The 19,928-nt window shown below is 64.4% G+C and carries 16 protein-coding genes; 6 read left to right on the forward strand and 10 right to left on the reverse strand.

Annotated features, from left to right (window positions below):
• Nucleotides 1-16 precede the first annotated feature (16 nt).
• Together aroB and IVB24_RS00545 are read right to left on the reverse strand one after the other, a co-directional pair.
• Nucleotides 17-1,159 carry a 3-dehydroquinate synthase gene (aroB, locus tag IVB24_RS00540; RefSeq protein ID WP_247771722.1) on the reverse strand — a complete coding sequence of 381 codons (1,143 nt, stop codon included), beginning with the start codon at nucleotides 1,157-1,159 and terminating at the stop codon, nucleotides 17-19.
• Entirely contained in the window at nucleotides 1,156-1,779 is a 624-nt protein-coding gene (locus IVB24_RS00545) for a shikimate kinase (protein ID WP_247771723.1), read from the reverse strand. Before IVB24_RS00545 ends, aroB begins: the two co-directional genes overlap by 4 nt.
• Nucleotides 1,780-1,925: 146 nt before the next feature.
• On the opposite strand from IVB24_RS00545, the gene IVB24_RS00550 reads away from it, so the two are divergent.
• The 5 genes from IVB24_RS00550 to IVB24_RS00570 all read left to right on the forward strand — a co-directional run bounded on the left by IVB24_RS00550 (nucleotide 1,926) and on the right by IVB24_RS00570 (nucleotide 7,745).
• A complete protein-coding gene (locus IVB24_RS00550) occupies nucleotides 1,926-2,072 on the forward strand; it encodes a hypothetical protein (RefSeq protein WP_014439243.1) in 147 nt (48 codons plus the stop codon).
• 17 nt (nucleotides 2,073-2,089) lie between these two features.
• Nucleotides 2,090-3,049, forward strand: a complete 960-nt coding sequence (gene xerD / locus IVB24_RS00555) for a site-specific tyrosine recombinase XerD (protein ID WP_247771724.1) — start codon at nucleotides 2,090-2,092, stop codon at nucleotides 3,047-3,049.
• Between the two features lie 273 nt (nucleotides 3,050-3,322).
• The gene (locus tag IVB24_RS00560) at nucleotides 3,323-4,285 is read left to right on the forward strand and encodes an acetyl-CoA carboxylase carboxyltransferase subunit alpha (RefSeq protein WP_094973557.1); all 963 of its coding nucleotides are present in this window, start codon (nucleotides 3,323-3,325) and stop codon (nucleotides 4,283-4,285) included.
• Nucleotides 4,286-4,792: 507 nt separating this feature from the next.
• Nucleotides 4,793-6,310, forward strand: coding sequence for a murein L,D-transpeptidase family protein (locus IVB24_RS00565; protein WP_247771725.1), 1,518 nt, complete (start codon nucleotides 4,793-4,795; stop codon nucleotides 6,308-6,310).
• A 154-nt stretch (nucleotides 6,311-6,464) separates the two neighbouring features.
• Nucleotides 6,465-7,745 (forward strand): LuxR family transcriptional regulator, encoded by a 1,281-nt coding sequence (locus IVB24_RS00570; RefSeq protein WP_247771726.1) that lies wholly within the window; start codon nucleotides 6,465-6,467, stop codon nucleotides 7,743-7,745.
• 468 nt (nucleotides 7,746-8,213) lie between these two features.
• On the opposite strand, the gene IVB24_RS00575 is transcribed toward IVB24_RS00570, so the two are convergent.
• The 7 genes from IVB24_RS00575 to IVB24_RS00605 form a co-directional block, all read right to left on the reverse strand.
• Nucleotides 8,214-8,909, reverse strand: a complete 696-nt coding sequence (locus IVB24_RS00575; protein WP_247771727.1) for an ABC transporter ATP-binding protein — start codon at nucleotides 8,907-8,909, stop codon at nucleotides 8,214-8,216.
• Nucleotides 8,902-9,633 (reverse strand): ABC transporter ATP-binding protein, encoded by a 732-nt coding sequence (locus tag IVB24_RS00580; RefSeq protein ID WP_094973561.1) that lies wholly within the window; start codon nucleotides 9,631-9,633, stop codon nucleotides 8,902-8,904. Before IVB24_RS00580 ends, IVB24_RS00575 begins: the two co-directional genes overlap by 8 nt.
• Nucleotides 9,623-10,723 carry a branched-chain amino acid ABC transporter permease gene (locus tag IVB24_RS00585; RefSeq protein WP_247771728.1) on the reverse strand — a complete coding sequence of 367 codons (1,101 nt, stop codon included), beginning with the start codon at nucleotides 10,721-10,723 and terminating at the stop codon, nucleotides 9,623-9,625. The genes IVB24_RS00580 and IVB24_RS00585 overlap by 11 nt, the downstream gene beginning before the upstream one ends.
• Before the next feature lie 6 nt (nucleotides 10,724-10,729).
• Nucleotides 10,730-11,947, reverse strand: coding sequence for a substrate-binding protein (locus IVB24_RS00590; protein WP_094973563.1), 1,218 nt, complete (start codon nucleotides 11,945-11,947; stop codon nucleotides 10,730-10,732).
• A 4-nt stretch (nucleotides 11,948-11,951) separates the two neighbouring features.
• A complete protein-coding gene (locus tag IVB24_RS00595; RefSeq protein WP_247771729.1) occupies nucleotides 11,952-12,809 on the reverse strand; it encodes a branched-chain amino acid ABC transporter permease in 858 nt (285 codons plus the stop codon).
• A 36-nt stretch (nucleotides 12,810-12,845) separates the two neighbouring features.
• Complete coding sequence (locus IVB24_RS00600; protein WP_094973639.1) at nucleotides 12,846-14,360, reverse strand: amidase; 1,515 nt, start codon at nucleotides 14,358-14,360, stop codon at nucleotides 12,846-12,848.
• Nucleotides 14,361-14,505: 145 nt separating this feature from the next.
• Nucleotides 14,506-15,690, reverse strand: coding sequence for a substrate-binding domain-containing protein (locus IVB24_RS00605; RefSeq protein ID WP_247771730.1), 1,185 nt, complete (start codon nucleotides 15,688-15,690; stop codon nucleotides 14,506-14,508).
• 179 nt (nucleotides 15,691-15,869) lie between these two features.
• Between IVB24_RS00605 and IVB24_RS00610 the strand changes: the two genes are divergently transcribed.
• Nucleotides 15,870-16,304 (forward strand): MarR family transcriptional regulator, encoded by a 435-nt coding sequence (locus IVB24_RS00610; protein ID WP_007599198.1) that lies wholly within the window; start codon nucleotides 15,870-15,872, stop codon nucleotides 16,302-16,304.
• A gap of 755 nt (nucleotides 16,305-17,059) precedes the next feature.
• Here IVB24_RS00610 and secA read toward each other — a convergent pair.
• Nucleotides 17,060-19,900, reverse strand: coding sequence for a preprotein translocase subunit SecA (gene secA, locus IVB24_RS00615; RefSeq protein ID WP_094973566.1), 2,841 nt, complete (start codon nucleotides 19,898-19,900; stop codon nucleotides 17,060-17,062).
• Between the last annotated feature and the right edge of the window lie 28 nt (nucleotides 19,901-19,928).

Genomic DNA, 19,928 nt, shown 5'->3' on the forward strand with positions numbered 1-19,928 from the left:
CCAAACGGCCCCGCCATCACTGCGACAATTTCGACTGCAGGAAATCGCGCACCAGCGTCGGCTCGACATCCTTTGCTATCACGGCGCGCCCGACAGCCTCCAGCAGGATGAAGGTGAGCTTGCCGCGCGTGACCTTCTTGTCCTGCGCCATCAGCGCCATCAGCGCGTCGGCGTCGGCAAGCCCCTCCTGCGCGAAGCCCGCGATATCCTGCAGGCGCGTCGGCAGGCCGGCCTCGATCAGATGCCGTTCGACGCGCGAGGCCTCGGCTTCGCCGATCATGCCGAGCCTGGCCGAGAACTGCGCGGCCAGCGTCATGCCGATGGCAACGCCCTCGCCGTGGAACAGACGGTCGGAGAACCCGGTCGCGGCTTCCAGCGCGTGGCCGAAGGTGTGGCCGAGATTGAGCAGCGCGCGCTCGCCGGTCTCGCGCTCGTCGCGCGAGACCACGCCGGCCTTGGCGCGGCAGGAGGTCGCGATCGCATGCTCGCGCGCCGAACCGCCCTTGACGATGTCGGAATGGTTTGTCTCCAGCCAGGTGAAGAACGCCTCATCCCCGAGCACGCCGTATTTGGCGACCTCGGCATAGCCGGCGCGAAACTGCCGCGGCGACAGCGTGTCGAGCACGGCGGTATCGGCAACGACCAGCACCGGCTGGTGGAAGGCCCCCAGCAGGTTCTTGCCCTGCGGCGAGTTGATGCCGGTCTTGCCGCCGACGGATGAATCGACCTGCGCCAGCAGCGAGGTCGGCACCTGCACGAAATCGACGCCGCGGCGCAGGATCGCAGCCGCAAAGCCGGCGAGATCGCCGACCACGCCGCCGCCGAGCGCGATGACGAGGTCGTTGCGTTCGATCCTGGCGGCGATCAGGGCTTCGCTGACCTTTTCCAGGCCGGCATAGGTCTTGGAGATCTCGCCTTCCTCGACCACGATGCGCGAGGTCGGGATGCCGCTCGCGGCGAGCGAAGCCTCCGTGGGCTCGAGCCAGTGCTTTGCCACCGTGCGATCCGTCACGATCGCCGTGCGCACGCCGGGGCGCAAGGCCGCGACCCGTTCGCCGAGCGAGGCCAGCACGCCGCGGCCGATGACGATGTCATAAGCGCGATTCCCCAACGCGACCTCGACATTGACGGGATCGGAATGTTTCAACGGCGCAGTCATCTTGACGCACTCACAACGTCGGCAGTTGGTTGGGCGGCTTGGTCACCGCAGAGATGCGCGCGCAGCGCCTCGATGGTCTCATCGACGATTTTGTCGTGCGGCACGTCGCGCGAGGCGATGGTGAGGTCGGCGTGGGCGTAGACCGGCTCGCGCTCGGTGAGGAGGCGCGTCACGGTTCCCTCGGGGTCGGCGGTCTGGAGCAGCGGGCGGTCGGCGCGGCGCCGCACACGGCGCATGATGACGTCGTGGTCCGCCTTGAGCCAGACCGACACCGCCTTCGCGGCGATGCGCGCGCGCGTCTCCTCGCGCATGAAGGCGCCGCCGCCGGTCGCCAGCACCACCGGCCCGCCGTCGAGCAGCCGCGCGATCACCCGCGCCTCGCCGTCGCGGAAATACGCCTCGCCGTGGCGCTCGAAGATCTCCGGGATGGTCATCTGGGCCGAGGTCTCGATCTCGGTGTCGGCATCGACGAAGGGCAGCCTGAGCCTGACAGCCAAACGGCGGCCGATGGTGGATTTGCCCACCCCCATCATACCGACGAGCACGATCGAGCGCGCCCCGAGCGCCGACAGGATGTCGGTCTCTAGCGAAGCTGGTATCGGCAAGGCGGCGTCGGTCATGAATCTCGCTCGATCTGCCGCCAAAGGCGGCACGCTTTGGCCACCTATACGACCCCAACGGAGCCCTCGCCAGAGGACTCTTGCCACGAAACGGCGAACATGTTGGATGATTTCATTGGTTAATTTGCCAGCCGGACCCCAGATCGATGCCCAGCCTGTTCCGCTTCCTGACGGTCGTCGCCGTGATCGCAGGCATCGTCTATGGCGTGGTCTTCGCACTGGCCAATTTCGTCAGTCCCAAGTCGCGGGAAATGACGGTGACGATTCCGCCGGACAAGTTTCTCAAGAAATAGGAGCTAGCTTCCAGGGCATGCGCAACCCGCCCTCAGATGCCAAGCTTACCGGCCTGTTCCTCGACATGCTCGCGGCGGAACAGGGCGCCGGGCCCAATACGCTCGACGCCTATCGCCGCGACCTCACCGATTTCTCGAAATTTCTGGGCCGCATCGGGCACAGCTTTGCAGACGCCGAGACGCAGACGCTGCGCGACTACCTCGCCGATCTCGACAGTCGCGGCTTCAAATCCACCAGCGTCGCGCGGCGGCTGTCGGCGATGCGGCATCTCTACCGCTTCCTCCTCAACGAGCGCATCCGAGCCGAGGATCCCGCCGCGATCCTGTCCGGCCCCAAGCGCGGCCGCGGCCTGCCGAAGGTGCTGTCGATCGCCGATGTCGACCGCATGCTGACACGCGCCAAGGAATTGAGCGAGGCGGAGGATACTTCGCCGTCGAAGCGGCTGCGGTCTTTAAGGCTCTACTGCCTGCTCGAGGTGCTCTACGCCACGGGCCTGCGCGTCTCCGAGCTGGTGGCGCTGCCGCGCTCGGCGGCCAAGCGCGACGCGCGCATGATCGTGGTGCGCGGCAAGGGCAACAAGGAGCGGCTGGTGCCGCTCAACGAGGCCTCTCGGCAGGCGATGGCGGATTATCTCGCCGCGACGGAGGCCGCGAAGACGGAGAAGAAAAAGGACAGCCTCGCCGCCTCGAAATGGCTATTTCCCTCGTTCGGCGAGAGCGGGCATCTGACGCGGCAGCATTTTGCCCGCGACCTCAAGGAGCTCGCGGTCGCCTCGGGCTTGCAGGCGCGGCTGGTCTCCCCGCACGTGCTGCGCCACGCCTTTGCCAGCCACCTCCTGCACAATGGTGCCGATCTGCGCATCGTGCAGACCCTGCTCGGCCACACCGATATTTCCACGACGCAAATCTACACCCATGTGGTGGAGGAGCGGCTGAAGAGCCTGGTGCGCGACCTGCACCCGCTGGCGGAGAAGTGAGACTGTAGCCCGGGTGGGCGCAGCGACATCCGGGTCCGGTCGTGCCTTACGCGCCATCCCGGATATCGCTGCGCTCATCCGGGCTACAGGCCAAGGGTAACACCCGAAACCGCCTTGACTTCGGCCACATCTCCGCAGAAAGAGCCGGTGCCTCCGCATGATTTGATGGACTGGCTCACGAGCACACAGGTCAACTCATTGAAGAAGCTACAGTTCTTTCCGCCGATCTAAATCCGCTTCGCTCGCCAGCCCCGTCCTCCCTATATTGAGTTGATGCAAGACCAGATGCGCAGCTATCTCGACTTCGAAAAGCCCGTCGCCGAGCTCGATTCCAAGCTCGATGAGCTCAGGGTCATGGCGGCCGCCGGCACCGACATCGCCGACGAGATCGGGCGGATCGAGGACAAGGCGGCGCAGGCGCTGGCCGACCTCTATCAGAACCTGACGCCGTGGCAGAAGACGCTGGTCGCGCGGCATCCGCAGCGACCGCATTTCAACGATTTCATCAAGGGGCTTATCACCGAGTTCACCCCGCTCGCCGGCGACCGTAAGTTCGGCGAGGACGAGGCGCTGGTCGCAGGCTTCGGCCGCTTCCGCGGCGAAGCGATCTGCGTGATGGGCCAGGAAAAGGGCGATTCCACCGAGAGCCGCATCAAGCACAACTTTGGCATGGCGCGGCCGGAAGGTTATCGCAAATGCGTGCGGCTGATGGAGATGGCCGAGCGGTTCGGCCTGCCCGTGCTGTCGCTGGCCGATTCCGCCGGCGCCTATCCCGGCATCGGCGCCGAGGAGCGGGGCCAGGCCGAAGCCATCGCGCGCTCGACCGATGCATGCATGGCGCTGACCGTGCCGAACGTCGCCATCATCACCGGCGAGGGTATGTCGGGCGGCGCCATCGCCATCACCACCGCCAACAAGGTGCTGATGCTCGAGCACGCGATCTACAGCGTGATCTCGCCCGAAGCGGCGTCCTCGATCCTCTGGCGCGACGGCACCAAGGCCCAGGAAGCCGCCAACAACATGAAGATCACCGCCCAGGACATGCTGCGTTTCGGGGTGATCGACAGCATCCTCAAGGAGCCGGTCGGCGGCGCCCACCGCGACCCCGCCGCCATGATCGCCACCACGGGCGACGCCATCGCCAAGGCCTTCGACGAGCTCCGGGGAATGGACGGAACCGCCATCCGCCAGCAGCGGCGGCAGAAATTCCTCGATATCGGCCGCAAACTGGGTTGATTCGGGCTGGTTTAGCGCCGCAACGGCGGTGCGCTCCCTCCCCCGCCTGCGGGGGAGGGTCGGGGAGAGGGTGTCTCCACTCGCGACACTCCCAATGCCGAGCGAGCCCTCTCCCGGCCTCTCCCGCAAGCGGGAGAGGTGAAGAGCTCCCCCGGTAACCCCGCGTTAACCCTTTTTCTGCCCAAATCAGCGATCTCAGTGAGGGTTCGGCCGCAAGGCCCAAGTTCCGGCCTGATTTAAGTCTCTGTTGACCACACCATTGGGCCAACGGCCTCGTGATCCCCGCTCGGGTTGCGACCACATGACCCAGCGGTTAGAATTTTAATCAATGGCTTCAGGGCATAGCGCTGGGGCGTGAGCTGACAAAGCCCGTCACGACGGGTCCGGTTCGCCGGTCGGATCATGCGCCAAACGAATTGGGGTTCGCGCATCCATGCCCGGCACGCTGTGGGGTCCGTCTTGATTTCTCGTTCGCTTGCTCGCGCGCTTTTGGCTTCGGTTGCGCTGATGACGGCCAGCGTGCTGCTGGCCGGCTGCGACACCGACCAGGTCTCGCTCGCGAACAACGCCAAGGCCAACCAGCCGGTGCCGCCGAAGCTACTCGCCGCGATGGTCGAGAAGGACATGGATCTGCAATCGCCGATCCTGGTGCGCCTGTTCAAGCAGGAGGCCGAACTCGAGGTCTGGAAGCAGACCCGCAACGGCCAGTTCGCGCTGCTCAAGACCTATCCGATCTGCCGCTGGTCGGGCGATCTCGGCCCCAAGGTGCGCGAAGGCGACCGCCAGGCGCCGGAGGGATTCTACTCGATCAACCCGAGCCAGATGAATCCGCAATCGGCCTATTACCTCTCCTTCAACACCGGCTATCCGAACGCCTTCGACAAGGCGCTTGGCCGCACCGGCTCGCAGCTGATGGTGCATGGCGACTGCTCCTCGCGCGGCTGCTACGCGATGACGGACGAGCAGATCGCCGAGATCTATTCGTTGGGGCGCGAGTCCTTCTTCGGCGGCCAGAAGGCGTTCCAGCTGCAGGCCTATCCGTTCAGGATGACTCCGGTGAACATGGCCAGGCACCGCAACAATCCGAACATGCCGTTCTGGAAGATGATCAAGGAAGGCTATGATCATTTCGAGGTGACGCGGCAGGAGCCGAAGGTCGATTTCTGCGAGAAGAAATACGTCTTCGACGCGACCCGCGCGCCCGATGCGAAGCGCGATCCGGTGTTCGACGCCTCGGCAAAGTGCCCGGCCTATGTCATCCCCGAGGACGTCGTCGCCGCCGTGCGCGGCAAGCAAGCCAGGGACGAGGCGGAATACGCCAAGCTGGTCGCCAAGGGCACGCCGGTGGCGCGCATGAACACTGGCATCGACGGCGGCATGAACAAGATATTTGCCGCGAAGATTCCGGAAGGCTCGACCGGCCTGTCCGAAGGCGCCGAAGGCACCACGCTGCAGATGCTGGCCATGGCCAAGGCGCCGGGCACGATCCCCGGCCACGTCAATCCGCCCAAGCCGAACCTCGACAGCGTGGCGTCCGCGCCTGCGCCGCAGGAAGAGCCGGTCGTCGCCGTCAGCGCGCCCGCGACGAACGCCCGCGTCGCCGCGGTTCAGCCGGCCGAGAAGCCCCAGGAGAAGTCCGGCGGCTTCTTCTCCAATCTCGGCCGCAAGATGGGCATGGGCTCGTCCGAGACGACCGCCACCACCCCGCCGCCGCAAGCGACCGCGTCCGTAGCCCCGGCCACGACGACGCCGACCACCGCGGCGTCGCGGCTCAAGGCCGCCGTGACCCGGTTCGTGCCGGGGCATGACAAGTCCAAGGAAGCGGCGAAGGAAGCTGCGAAGCCGGCCGCGACCGTGGCCGCCAAGCCCGCCGAGCCGGCAAAGCCCGACACCCGCCTCGCCCAGACGCGGCCGACGCTGAAGCCGTCGGTGAGCGATGGCGCGAGCGAAGCGACCCAGATCATGGGCGCCGCGCCGGTGGTGTCGTCGAACTCGTTCGAGAGCCGGTTTGGGGCGGTGAAGTAGGCGGGCAAGCGATGCTGCCCCTTCCAAAGTGGGCCAAGCACAACGTGCTCATGTTCCTTCCCTGCGGATGGGCTCACCGCTGGAATAGCCGCATGCGATCCGCCAGCCTGTCGGGACGTTTGATCGCGCAAAGCGGAACACAAGAAATCGCGACTTGAGAACGGCAGGAGAAAAGTTCGTTGTAGAGTACGAACGCATCCGCTCCGACGACGCCGCCCTGGTGAGGATTGAGAAAACAATTAGTTCCCTACAAGGATCCGCAGCGCCTTTCGATGTGCCGGATTGCATCGCGCGGTCACCCAACTATAGTTACGCTGTTGGCTCTTTCGCGCTGCACATGAGTGGATTTGGGCATCTCGATCATCTGATTGACCGCATCTACGAGGCCGGGCTCATACCGTCATTGTGGCCCGATGTCCTCAACGAAATCGCCAACGCTATCGGCGGCAATGGCGGACTGCTTTTCGCGGTACGCGACGGCTATGTCAGCGGGGTCAATTCCGTCAATCACGACCAGACTATGCCCCGTTTCTTGCAAGAGGGATGGAGTGAGCGCGACCCGCTGCTGCCGCGCGCCGCCGCTCTCAACTACGCCGGCTTCCTCAATGACGGCGACCTTCTATCGGAGGAGGAGATCGCGACCAATGACGTGTACTGCAATTTCTATCGCAGGCACGGAATCGGCTACAGGGCCGGGACCATCATTTCAATACCGAGCGGGGATTCGATTGCGATCGTCATGCCGCGACACCAGGACAACGGACCGGTCCCGCGCGACGTCGTCGCGTTCCTTGATGGCCTGAGGCCTCATCTGGCTCGGGCGTCCTTGACTGCAAACCGCCTTGGCTTCGAGCGTGCGCGCGCGCAAGCCGATGCATTGCAGGCCATTGGGCTGCCTGGAGCGATATTGCGCGAACGAGGCAAGTTGCTCGCGGCGAACGGCCTGTTCGAAGCGCTGATGCCGTCGCTGTTCCAAGATCGCGCAGAGCGGTTGACCCTGGCCGATGGCACTGCAGACGGATTGTTCTTGGCGGCGCTGGGGACCTCGTTCGGTGGCAACAGCCCGGCCGTCAAGTCTCTCGCCATCGCAGCGGGGATGGATCGCGTACCGATGGTCCTGCATGTCGTGCCGGTGCGCGGATCCGCACGCGATATCTTCACGCAAGCCACCTTCATGCTCATCGTAACGCCCGTCGATCGCGGCGCGGTACCGAGTGCGGAAGTCCTGCAAGGTCTGTTTGACCTGACGCCGGCAGAGGCCCAGGTTGCACGTGGCGTTGCACAGGCGGGATCGATCGATGCACTCGCAGCAAAAATCGGCGTGACGCGGGAGACGGTGCGCACGCAGCTCAAAGCTGTGTTTTCGAAGACCGGCCTTTCCCGTCAGCAGGAGCTCGTCAGCTTGCTCGCTGGCAAGGCATTGCGCGGCGGTTAGACTGTTCCGTCCGCAGACACATCCCTCATTGCCTTTGCGCCCGGCGCACCAATCGGGCTTTGCCTTGGTCTGTGCAAACCCCCTTTCACCCAAATGGGTGAAGACAGGGGTCAGACCTCCGGGTTCAAGTTTGTCGGGTTGGATGCATGGCGAGAAGCGGCAACAATGGTCAGGCCGGAGTTTCCGACATTCGAAGTGACTTTGGTGCCGCGCAGGCGAAAAAGATGGGCCTGGAGCATCTGCAACAGCCAGGGAGCAGTTGTGGCGCAGGGGCGAGAATCAACTCGATCTGCCGCAAAGTACCAAGCCGAACGAGCGCTTTTCATGCTGCTTCTGACCGCGCCCTATCGGTCGCGACTTCCCGTATAGCAAGCAGGCTCCCGGCGCGGTGCTGCGCATCGCCCCACTCGCACCTCAGGATGACGGAACACCCGGGGGCCCAAGACAGATGGTGTCGGCAGCACTTGCTTACGGCGCCAGATACCGCACCAGCTCCGGATTGTCCCTCACCTCGCCCGCCTGCCCCTGCAGCGCGACGCGACCGCGGTCGAGCACATAGGCGTAATCGGCGACGCGGAGCGCGAGGTCGAGGTGCTGCTCGACGATGATGACGGAGATGCTTTGGGCGAGCTCGATCAGTCGCTCGGTGATCTCCTCGATGACGCCGATCCAGACGCCCTCGGTCGGCTCGTCCAGCAGCAGCAGCTTGGGATCGCCGAGCAGGGCGCGGCCGATCGCGAGCATCTTGCGTTCGCCGCCGGAGAGCGTGCCGGCGGGCTGGTCGAGGCGCTGGCCGAGCTTGGGGAAGATCGTCAGCACGTGGTCGACGGCGTCGGCCTTGCTGCTCGCGAGCGAGCCGACCGCGAGATTGTCGCGCACCGACAGGCGTGCGAACACCGAATGCTCCTGCGGCACGTAGCCGATGCCGGCGCGGACGCGTTCCTGGGTGGCGCGGCGGCTGATGTCGCGGCCGTCGAAGGCGACCTCGCCCTTCCACGCCGGCAGCTCGCCGACGATGGTCTTCATCAGCGTGGTCTTGCCGGCGCCGTTGCGCCCGAGCACGGCGACACCGCCGCGCCAGGGGATGCCGAGGGTGACGTCGAACAGGACCTGGCTGCGGCCATAGCCGGCGTCGAGATGCTTGATGTCCAAAAATTCAGGCACGGCGCAGATAAATCTCCTGGACGGCCTTGTTGGCCTGGATCTCCGACACCGTGCCCGACGCCAGCACCTTGCCCTGGTCGAGCACGGTGAGGCGATCGCAGATGTCGCGGATGAAATCGAGGTCGTGCTCGACGATGACGAGCGAGCAATGCTGCTTGATCGGCTGCAGCAACTCGCCGGTGACGCGGCGCTCCTCGAGGCTCATGCCGCCGGTCGGCTCGTCGAGCAGCAGCAGCTTCGGCTTGCCGGCAAGCGCCATCGCGATCTCCAGCCATTGCTGCTGGCCGTGCGACAGCGCCGCTGCGGGCTCGAAGGCGCGATCAGCGAGGCGGAACTGCGTCAGCATGGTCATGACCTGCTCGTGCAGCGCATCCCGCGTGCGCGAGAACAGGAGGTCGATCAGCGAGGACTGCGCCTGCAGCGCGAGCAGGATGTTGTCGTACAGCGTCAGCGACGGCAGCACGGATGTGATCTGGAATTTCAGGCTCATGCCGGCGCGCGCCCGCTCGGTCGGCGTGAACGCGGTGATGTCGGTGTTGACGAACGAGACCTTGCCTTGCGTCGGCACCTCGGCTCCCGCGATGCACTTCATCAGGGTGCTCTTGCCGGAGCCGTTCGGGCCGATCAGGCCGTGGAACTCGTTCTCTCCGACGCTGAGCGCGGCGCCGTCGAGCGCGGTGAGCTTGCCGAATATCTTCGTGATGCCGGCGGCTTCAAGGAGCATTGCGCTTCTCCTTGACGTTTTCTTTGGGTTTCGCACCGAAGCTGCCGACGCGCTCGCGCTCACCGAGCACGAAGCTGATCAGGCCGAGCGGCCGGAACAGGATGACGAGCAGCAGCAGCACGCCGAGAATGATCGGCCAGACGTCACGGTAATTGTCCGAGAGCCAGAAGCTGACGCCCTCGACGATGACGGCCCCGATGACGGCGCCGATCAGCGTGCCGGAGCCGCCGAACAGCACATAGAGCACGACTTGCGTCGAGACCACGACGCCGACCATGTTGGGCCAGACGAAGCCTTCGTGGAAGGCATAGAGGCTGCCCGCCATCCCCGCAACGGCGCCGCCGATCGCGAAGATGATCGCTTTCAGGTGCTGCGCCTTGTAGCCGAAGAAGGCGATGCGCTGTTCGTTCTCGCGCAGCCCTGCGAGCGCCAGCCCGAATTGCGAGCGCACCAGGAAGCGGCAGAGCAGGTAGACGACCACGAGAATGCCGAGCACCAGATAATAGAAGGGCGGCCCTTCGGTGAACTCGTAGCCGCCGAGCGTCATCGGCGCGATCGAGGGGATGCCGTTCTGGCCGCCGAGATAATACCAGCCGCGCGCGAGGCGATCGGCTGCGTAGGAGCCGGTCAGCGTGCCCAGCGACACGAAGATCACGCTGGAGGGATGCCGACCCAGCAGCAGGAAGCCGCCGAGCAGCAGCGCGAAGGTGAGGCCGATGATGGTGCCCGCGGGCAGCACCAGGAAGATGTTGGTGATGTCGAGGTCGCGCGCGAGCAGCGCGACGCCATAGCCGGCCGAGCCGAAGAACAGGGCCTGGCCGAAGCTCATGATGCCGGCGTAGCCCCAGACCAGGTCGAACGACAGCGCAAACAGCGCCAGGATGATCACGCGCGTCGCGAACACCGTGAGATAGTCCTGCAGCAGCAACGGCGCGAGCAGCGCCGCGACCAGCACGACGCCCTCGACGATCGGCAGGATTTTCCGCGTCGATTTTTGCTTCGCCGCCCTGCTGCTATCCATGGCGACGTCCGCCTCCCCGCCGATTGCGGCGGGGATCGCCTGTTTCACTGCGCCCATCGACTTCGGCATTCCGCTTTAGCATTCCTTGGGATCGACGAGCCCGTTGCTGCGTCCGACGATCTCGTAGTTCCCGGCCTTGGCGACCGCGGTGTACATCTTCATCTTGCAGTGCCGCTTGCCCGGCACCATCTCGGCCGGCCCGCCCGGGCCTTCCGCGATCTTGGCATGATCGAGCGCGGCCGCAACGGAGTCGCGATCGACCTTGCCGGCTTCCTTCACGGCGGCTTCCCACAGCTTGAGGCCGCGATAGGTGCCAGTCGCGGCGCTGCCGGCGGCGAACAGGAAGTTGCCGGGGAAATCCTTCTCGTAGGCCGCCTGGATCTTGGCGTCGAACGGGTTCTCCTTGGTCAACACCTTGAAATAGTCGAGACAGCTGGCGAGGCCCTCGATCTCGGCGGCCTGATTGATGTTGAGCGTGTTCTCGTCATAGTAGACGCAGGCGAGACGGCCGCCGTTCTTGAGGAAGCCTGCTTCATAGAGCTGCTTGAAGAACGGGCCGACGCCCGGCGGAATGACCGTGTTGAAGACGACGTCGACCTTGTTGGAGATGATGCGGTTGACGGTCGAGGAGAAGTCGACCTGATCGAGCGGGTAGTATTCCTCGAACACGACCTCGCCGCCGTTGGCTTCGATCACCTTGCGGGCATAGACGTTCAGGGTATGCGGCCAGACGTAATTGGCGCTCGGCAGCGCGAACTTCTTGCCGCCGTTCTTGATCAGCCAGGGAATGAATTCGTCGCACTGCTGCGCCGGCGTCGGCCCGGTGCAGAACAGATAGGGCGTGCACTCCTTGCCCTCGTAGAGCTGCGGATAGATGTAGAGCGTCTTGCCGCGCGCCACGATGGGGTCCTTGATCGCGTTGCGCATCGAGGAGGTGATGCCGCCCAGCACCATGTCGACCTTGTCGCGCTGGATCAGTTTTCGCACGTTGCCGACGGCGACCGATTCGTTCGAGGCGGTGTCCTCGATGTAGAGCTCCAGTGGTCGGCCGAGCAGGCCGCCGGCGGCGTTGATCTCCTTGATCACCATTTTCGCGACGTTGGCGTCGGCGTTGCCGGCATAGGCGATCGGGCCGGTGAGGTCGGTGGCGATACCGACCTTGATCGGGGCTTCGGCCGCATTGGCCCAGGGCGCCGGGATCACCCAGCTGCCGACCCCGGTCGCGACCGCGCCGGAGGCAAAGGCAAAATTGGAGAGAAAGCGGCGGCGGGAGAGCTGAGTACGATCGAACATGTGGTTAAACCCCTTTTCCAGCGATGAGGCCCTGCGGGCGGAATTTGATGAAGGCAATGGCGAGAACGAAGACGAGGACGTCGGCGACGACGGGCGCCATGATCCACGGCAGCGCAGCGCTGAGCGTGCCGATGACGCCGGCGCCCGCGACCGGCCCGATGAAGGAGCCGACGCCGCCGACCATCACCGCGACGAACCCCTGGATCAGGAAGCGCAGGCCGAGATCGGCATAGAGGCTGAACACCGGTACGATCAGCGCACCGGCAAGGCCGGCGAGCGCGGAGCCGAATGCGAAGGTGGCGCCGTACATCAGGGGCGTGGAAATGCCCGAGGCCCGCGCCAGCGATGGATTTTCGAGCGTGGCGCGCATGCGCAGGCCGAAGTTGGTGCGCGACAGCAGGAGATAGCAACCGGTCATCACCAGCAGCGTGATGACGATGATGGTGAAGCGCCAGGCCGAGATGTGCATGGCGCCGATGTCGATCGAGCCGCCGATCGGCTCGGGCACGGTGAGATAGAAGCCGCCGATCAGGCCGCGGACGGATTCGCGGATGATCAGGCCGAGCGCATAGGTGCCGAGCATGGCGACGATCGGCGCGGCATAGAATCGCCGGATGATCAGAGCCTCCAGCACGAAACCGAGTGCGCCGACCACGAAGGGCGCCGCGACCATGCCGGCCCAGATCGGCAGACCCTTGGCGTAGGCGAGATAGGTGATGTAGGCCCCGAGCAGGACGAACTCGCCCTGCGCGAAGTTGAAGATGCCCATCATGCTGGCAATGATCCCGAGCCCCAGCACGATCAGGACAATGATCGCGCCGAAGCTCAGGATCTCGAACGCCGCGACGAACGCGTTAGCCATACCTTGCTGCCCCGTCCGCCTGCATCAATGCCGCGCTCACATCTTCTTCCAGTCGCCGATCTGCTCGAACGCATGCGCGGCGCGATAGATGGTGGATTCCTCGAACATCCGGCCGACCAGCATCAGGCCGACCGGCAGGCCGTCAACCATGCCGCAAGGCAGCGACATCGCCGGATGATGGGTGATGTCGAACGGCGCGGTGTTGGAAATCATCTCCAGCGCGCGGGCGACATAGTCCTCGCGACTGGCTGTCGGCTCCGGCAGCTTGGTCGCCTTCATCGGCGTCGTCGGCAGCAGCAGCAGGTCGTAGTCCTTGAAGGCCTTGTCGTAGGCCGCGGTCAGGCGCCGCGAGATGTTGAGCGCCTTGCCGTAATAGCGCGGACCAAAATTGTTGTTGATGTAGGTGCCGAGCAGCAGGAACAGTTTTGTCGTTTCCGACAGCGAATCCGCCTGGCGCCGCCAGCCGCGATGGAAATCCATCAGCGTGGTCGAATAGAGGTCGGACCGGCTCAGGCCATAGCCATCGCCATACATCATGGTCTGGGTCATGCCCTCGGTGCCGATCGGGGTCCAGATCGCGGGGCCGGCGAGATGCATCGGGATCGAAACGGTCTCGACCGTCGCCCCCAAATCCTTGAAGCGCTTGGCGGCCTCGCGGACGCTTTCGTTGACGGCGGCCTCGGCGGTCGCCTGCTCGAAGCCCTCCTTCAAGATGCCGATCTTCATGCCCTTGACGCCCTGGCCGAGCGCCTTGGTGTATTCCTCGACCTTCGGCGCCTTGATGCGGGGATCGTAGCCGTCGTCGCCGGCGAGCACTTCGAGCATCAGCGCGTTGTCGGCGACGGTGGCCGTCATTGGGCCGGTGTGGTCCACGAAGATCTCGATCGGCATGATGCCGGTATACGGCACGAGGCCCCAGGTCGGCTTCATGCCGTAGGTGCCGCAGAACGACGACGGCATGCGGATCGAGCCGCCCTGGTCGCCGCCCATCGCCATGTCGGCTTCGCCGAGCGCTACGACGACGCCGCTGCCCGACGACGAGCCGCCGGCCGAATAGCCCATCTTGTAGGGATTATGCACCGCACCGACCGCGCCGGTGTGGCTGCCGCCGGACATGCAGAAGGATTCGCAATGGGTCTTGCCGAGGATTTCCCCACCGGCGTCCAGGATGCGCGTGACGACCGTGGCGTCGAAATCGGGGATGTAGCCCTCGAGCGTCGCCGAGCCGTTCATCATGGGAACGCCGGCGAGCATGATATTATCTTTCAGCGCAACCGTCTTGCCCTTGAGCTTGCCCGAACTGGCGCCCTTCACCGTCGACTTGCGATACCAGGCGTTGCGCGGATTCTCCTCCGCCGACGGCCGGTAGCCCGGCGTGCGCGGGTATTTCACCTCCGGCACCTCGTCCGGCATCGCCCCCACGAGATTGTAGGCCTCGATCGAGCCCTGCATCAGGCCACGGAACGAGGTGACGTCGTCGTCGGTCAGCGAAAGGCCGCACTGCTTGGCGACATCGAGAAGCTGGGCTGGTGTGGGAAGGACAACTGTCACGGGCGTTCTCCTGAAGTTTCTTGAACGGCGCGCGGCCACGATTTGCGCGACATGCGCATCGGCCGGCCGAAACATTCAAGGCGGAAATATTTTCCTTTTCAAGTATTATTTTGCGAAAGGGCGAGAGCGGATTGCCGCGCCGGCGTCAGACCGGCTTGATCAGCTTGAAGTCGAGGCCGTCGGCCTCAGCGAGATACATCTGCATCCGGGCGTGACCGTCGCGCACCGTCACCGGGCCGCGCGCGCCGCCGTAGACGATGTTGCGACCCGCGGCGAGCATCGGCGCCATCGACAGCGAACCGGCCTTGTTCGCGACGGCTTCGAGGAAGCGCAGGCCTTCATAGCTGGACTGGCCAAGCGAGCCGATCGGCGGCGCGTTGGCGCCGAACATCGCGCGATAGCGGCCTTGGAAATCATCATTGGCGCGCGAGCCGACGCCGGGGAAGTAGCCGGAAGCACAGAACATGTTCTCGCTGTTGTCGGCGCCGATACCGAGCAGCACGGTCTCGTCCATCGCACCGGCGAGCCGCAGCGCGGTTGCACCAAGGCCGCTTTCGCCAAAGGCGCGGTTGAAGGTGATGCTGTCGGTGCCGATCAGCGAGATCAGGACCACATCCGGTCTCGCAGCGCGGATACGCTCCAGATGAGCTTCGTGGTTATCCTCACCGAGAGGAACGAACTCCTCACCGACGACGCATCCTCCGGTTTCCTTGATGTAGCGCTTCACCGCGCGATGCGACTGCCAGGGCCAGACATAGTCGCTGCCGATCAGGTACCAGCGCTGCGCCTTCTTGACGTCGGCGAGCCAGTGGATCGACGGCCTGCTCTGCCAGCGCGGCGTCTCGCCGATCGCCATCACGCCGGGCGTACGCTCGCCGCCTTCATAGACGGGCGTGTAGATGTAGGGGATCCGGTTCGCGGTGGTGATCTTGCGCAGCGCGACGCGGACCGCGCTGGTGTGCATGCCGACGATGAGATCGATCTCATCGTCGACGACCGCCTGCTCTGCGCGGTTCAGAACACCGTCGAGCGCGCCGCCGGCGTCGTAGATCGACAGCTCGATCTCACGTCCCAGAATGCCGCCACGCTTGTTGATCTCGGCGACCGCGAGCTGCGCGGTGTTGGTCGCGCATGGCCCCCAGATGCCGGGCGGACCGCTGCAGCAGATGAAGCAGCCGACGCGCAGCTTGTTGGCGCCGCCCCGTCGAAGGAAAGCGTGATCGCTCGGCGACACCGCACCGTTGGCCGCCGGTGACGACAGATTCCTGAGCAGCAGGGACGGCGGCAACGCCGGACCGCCGTGAGCCGGGAAGTTTACCGTCGCGCGCACGCCAACTCCTGTCTGGCACCAGACTTGAAAGCACATTGTTCGGGCGGCCGCGGCCTCCGCCCTTTTGTTAGGCAAACATCCTATTTTGAAAATATTGAATGTTCAACAATTGAAGTGCATATAGATGCAGCATTGATTGCAAGACATTCACTCATTCGGGTCAAGACGAAGTCTTAGCCGTGGCAAAACCAAACACTCCAATCACCGAACACCTCGCTTATCTGCTCGCGCAAGCCAACCGGGAGATCAACCGGCAGCTGGAACTGCGTTTGAGCAAGGAAGGCGTTCCCGTCGAACAATGGCGCATCCTTAAGGTGCTGTCGGACGGTAATGGCCACTCGATGGGCGAGCTTGCGGACGCCGTGCTGCTCAACCATCCGACGCTGACCAAGATGATCGACCGCATGGTCTCCGACACGCTGGTCTATCGCGTGCAGGACCCGAACGACCGCCGCAAGGTGCTGATGTTCATCTCCGACCGCGGCAAGGTGCTGAGCAAGAAGCTCAACTCGCTCGCGGTCGATCAGGAAGAGCACATCCTGGAAAGCTATGGCGACAAGTCGACGAGCGAGCTCAAGCGGCTGCTGGAGAGCTTGATCGACAGTTCGAATTAGACCTCGTGATTGGAGCGTGGGGGCCTTGCGAAGCCGCCACGCTCATCCGCCATTCATCATCGCCAGCACGAGAGGCGATAGCGTTGGCCGTTCCATGTCGTCCAGCCCGCGGCCTTGTTGCTGACCGGTTTGGCTAAATACCATTTATTGCCGTCGGCATGGTTGAAGTATACGCCGCCCTGCGTTCCGCTGCGTGGATTTGTCAACTTCACCCATCGCGAGCCATTATCCGAGAAGCTGCCTGCCCAGCGTGCTCCCGAGCTGGTGGTGCAAGTGTCGCCGTCGCAGCTTGTCTGACTGTCATCAACGGCGGCCCATTTCATCCGGGCCGGCCGGCCGTCTATGTTGCACGACCATGTTCCGCCCCACCATCCGCCCACTTGGCTCGCAGGGGCGGAATCGCAAGCGTAGAAACTCAGGACAAGAACACACAAGGTGGTTGGCAGCGCGCGTCTGGACATTGTCTGGCTCCCAATTTTCGGCCCCCCTGCAATTCAATCAAAACACGGATTGAGCGCAGGTGAGGTGAACCAGATCACAATGAGCAGTAGCAAAAGATTGAATGATCTACCCGCAGGCGTTCTCCGGGACACGATGCTGCGCTTTGACCATCGGCTTTCCGGGCTTCAGCTGCGTGCGCCTGCCATTCGAGATGCCCCTGAAGATCAGCAGGCACCGATCGGAAGCATTTCAATCCCTCGCGAACTCGCAGGCCAATGCGGCACCGCGAGTTCGCCGGGTATCGAGATCATCGATCAGGCATACCGCCCATGGCAGTGCTTGTACTTCTTGCCTGAGCCGCAGGGGCAATCCTCGTTGCGGCCGACCTTGCCCCAACTGGCGGGGTTGTTGGGATCGCGCAGCGCGGCATCGGAGGTCTGGGCTCCGAGCGTGACGCTGGCGAGCGCCATTTCGTCCTCGCCGGTATTGGGGTCGAACTTGTGCGCCTCCATCGGCGGCAGCACGGGCGCTTCCTGCTCCGGCGGGACGATCTCGACCCGCATCAGCTGCGCCGTGACCGCCTCGCGCAGATGCGCGCTCATCTCCTGGAAGAGATTGAAGGCTTCGGTCTTGTACTCCTGCAGGGGATCGCGCTGGCCGTAACCGCGCAGGCCGATGACCTGGCGCAGATGGTCGAGCATGATCAGATGCTCGCGCCAGAGATGGTCGAGCGTCTGCAGCAGGATGGTCTTCTCGACGTAACGCATCACGTCGGGGCCCCATTGCGCCACCTTGGCCGCCATATGCTCGTCGGCGCGGTTCTCGATGCGGGTGAGCAGCTCCTCGTCGGCGATGCCCTCTTCCTTGGCCCATTCGTCGACCGGCAGGTCGAGATCGAGCACGCGCTTCAGCTCTTCCTTCAGGCCGGCGACGTCCCACTGCTCGGCATAGGCATGCTCCGGCACGTGCTTGGCGACGAGATCGTCGATGAAGGCGTGGCGCATGTCGTTGACGGTCTCGGCGACGCTCTCGTCCTTCATCAGGTCGATGCGCTGGTCGAAGATCACCTTGCGCTGGTCGTTCTGGACGTTGTCGAACTTCAGGAGGTTCTTGCGGATGTCGAAGTTGCGCGCCTCGACCTTCTGCTGCGCCTTCTCCAGCGCCTTGTTGATCCAGGGATGGATGATGGCCTCGCCCTCTTGCAGGCCGAGACGCTGCAGCATGCTGTCGAGGCGATCCGAGCCGAAGATGCGCATCAGATCGTCTTCCAGCGACAGGAAGAATTTCGAACGGCCGGGATCGCCCTGACGGCCGGAACGGCCGCGCAGCTGGTTGTCGATACGGCGGGATTCGTGGCGCTCGGAGCCCATGATGTAGAGGCCGCCGGGCTTGGTCACGGTCTTGGCGGGCTTGTTGCCCTTCGCCGGCTCGATCTCGACGGTCTCTTCGGCCTTCAGCACGATGTCGCGGAAGCGCTCGACGTCGGCCTTGATCTGCTCGATCTTCCTGGCCTTCTCGGCCTCGTCCTCGATGCCCGCGGTCTCCTTCGGGACGCGCATCTCGAGCGAGCCGCCGAGCTTGATGTCGGTGCCGCGTCCGGCCATGTTGGTCGCGATCGTGATCGCGCCGGGCACGCCGGCCTCCGCGACGATATAGGCTTCCTGCTCGTGGAAGCGCGCATTCAGCACCGCGAACAGTTTCGCCGGCTTGCCGGCGCGGGCGGCAGCGTAGAGCTTGTCGAGCGCGTTCTCCTTGCCGAAATCGATCTGCTTGTAGCCGTTCTGCTTCAGAAACTCGGCCAGCACTTCCGACTTCTCGATCGACGCCGTGCCGACCAGCACCGGCTGGAGCCGCGAATTGGCCCGCTCGATCTCGGCGAGGATGGCCGTGTATTTCTCCTTGTGGGTGCGGTAAACCTCGTCGTCCTCGTCGAGACGGCCGATCGGCACGTTGGTCGGGATCTCCACGACCTCGAGCTTGTAGATATCGAACAGCTCGTCGGCTTCCGTCAGCGCCGTGCCCGTCATGCCGGCGAGCTTCTCGTACATCCGGAAATAGTTCTGGAAGGTGATCGAGGCGAGCGTCTGGTTTTCCGGCTGGACCTGCACGTGCTCCTTTGCTTCCAGCGCCTGGTGCAGGCCTTCGGAATAGCGGCGGCCGGCCATCATGCGTCCGGTGAACTCGTCGATGATGATGACCTCGTCGTCGCGCACGATGTAGTCCTTGTCGCGCGTGAACAGCGTGTGCGCGCGAAGCGCCTGGTTGATGTGGTGCACGACGGAGACGTTCTCGACGTCGTAGAGCGACTCGCCCTTGAGCTGGCCGGCATCGCGCAGCAGGGTCTCGATCTTCTCCATGCCGGCTTCGGTCAGCGTCACCGTGCGCTGCTTCTCGTCGACGTCGTAGTCGGTCTTGTCGAGCTTGGGCAGGAAGCCGTCGATGGTGTTGTAGAAATCGGAGCGGTCGTCGAGCGGACCGGAGATGATCAGCGGCGTGCGCGCCTCGTCGATCAGGATGGAGTCGACCTCGTCGACGATGGCGTAGAAGTGCGGGCGCTGGACCATGTCCTCGAGCCGGTACTTCATGTTGTCGCGCAGATAGTCGAAGCCGTATTCGTTGTTGGTGCCGTAGGTGATGTCGCAGGCATAGGCGGCCTTGCGCTCGGCATCGTCGAGACCGTGGACGATCACGCCGGTGGTCATGCCGAGGAAGCCGTAGATCTGGCCCATCCAGCCGGAGTCGCGGCGGGCGAGGTAGTCGTTGACGGTGACGACGTGGACGCCCTTGCCGGCGAGCGCGTTGAGGTAGACCGCAAGGGTCGCCACCAGCGTCTTGCCTTCGCCGGTCTTCATCTCGGCGATGTCGCCCTCGTGCAGCACCATGCCGCCGATCAGCTGGACGTCGAAATGGCGCTGGCCGAGCGTGCGCTTGGCGGCCTCACGCACGGTGGCGAAGGCGGGCACCAGCAGGTCGTCCAGCGTCTTGCCCTCGGCGAGCTGTTTCTTGAAGTCGGCGGTGCGGGCCTTGAGCGCCTCGTCGGAGAGCTTCGAGACCTCTGCCTCCAGCGCGTTGATCGCGGTGACGCGGGACTGATATCCCTTCACCCGCCGGTCGTTGGCGGAGCCGAAAAACTTGCGGGCGAGCGCGCCGATCATGCCTGGTTCCTGTGTTCGCGATTCAACC

Source organism: Bradyrhizobium sp. 192, from assembly GCF_023100965.1.
Classification (GTDB): Bacteria; Pseudomonadota; Alphaproteobacteria; order Rhizobiales; family Xanthobacteraceae; genus Bradyrhizobium; species Bradyrhizobium symbiodeficiens.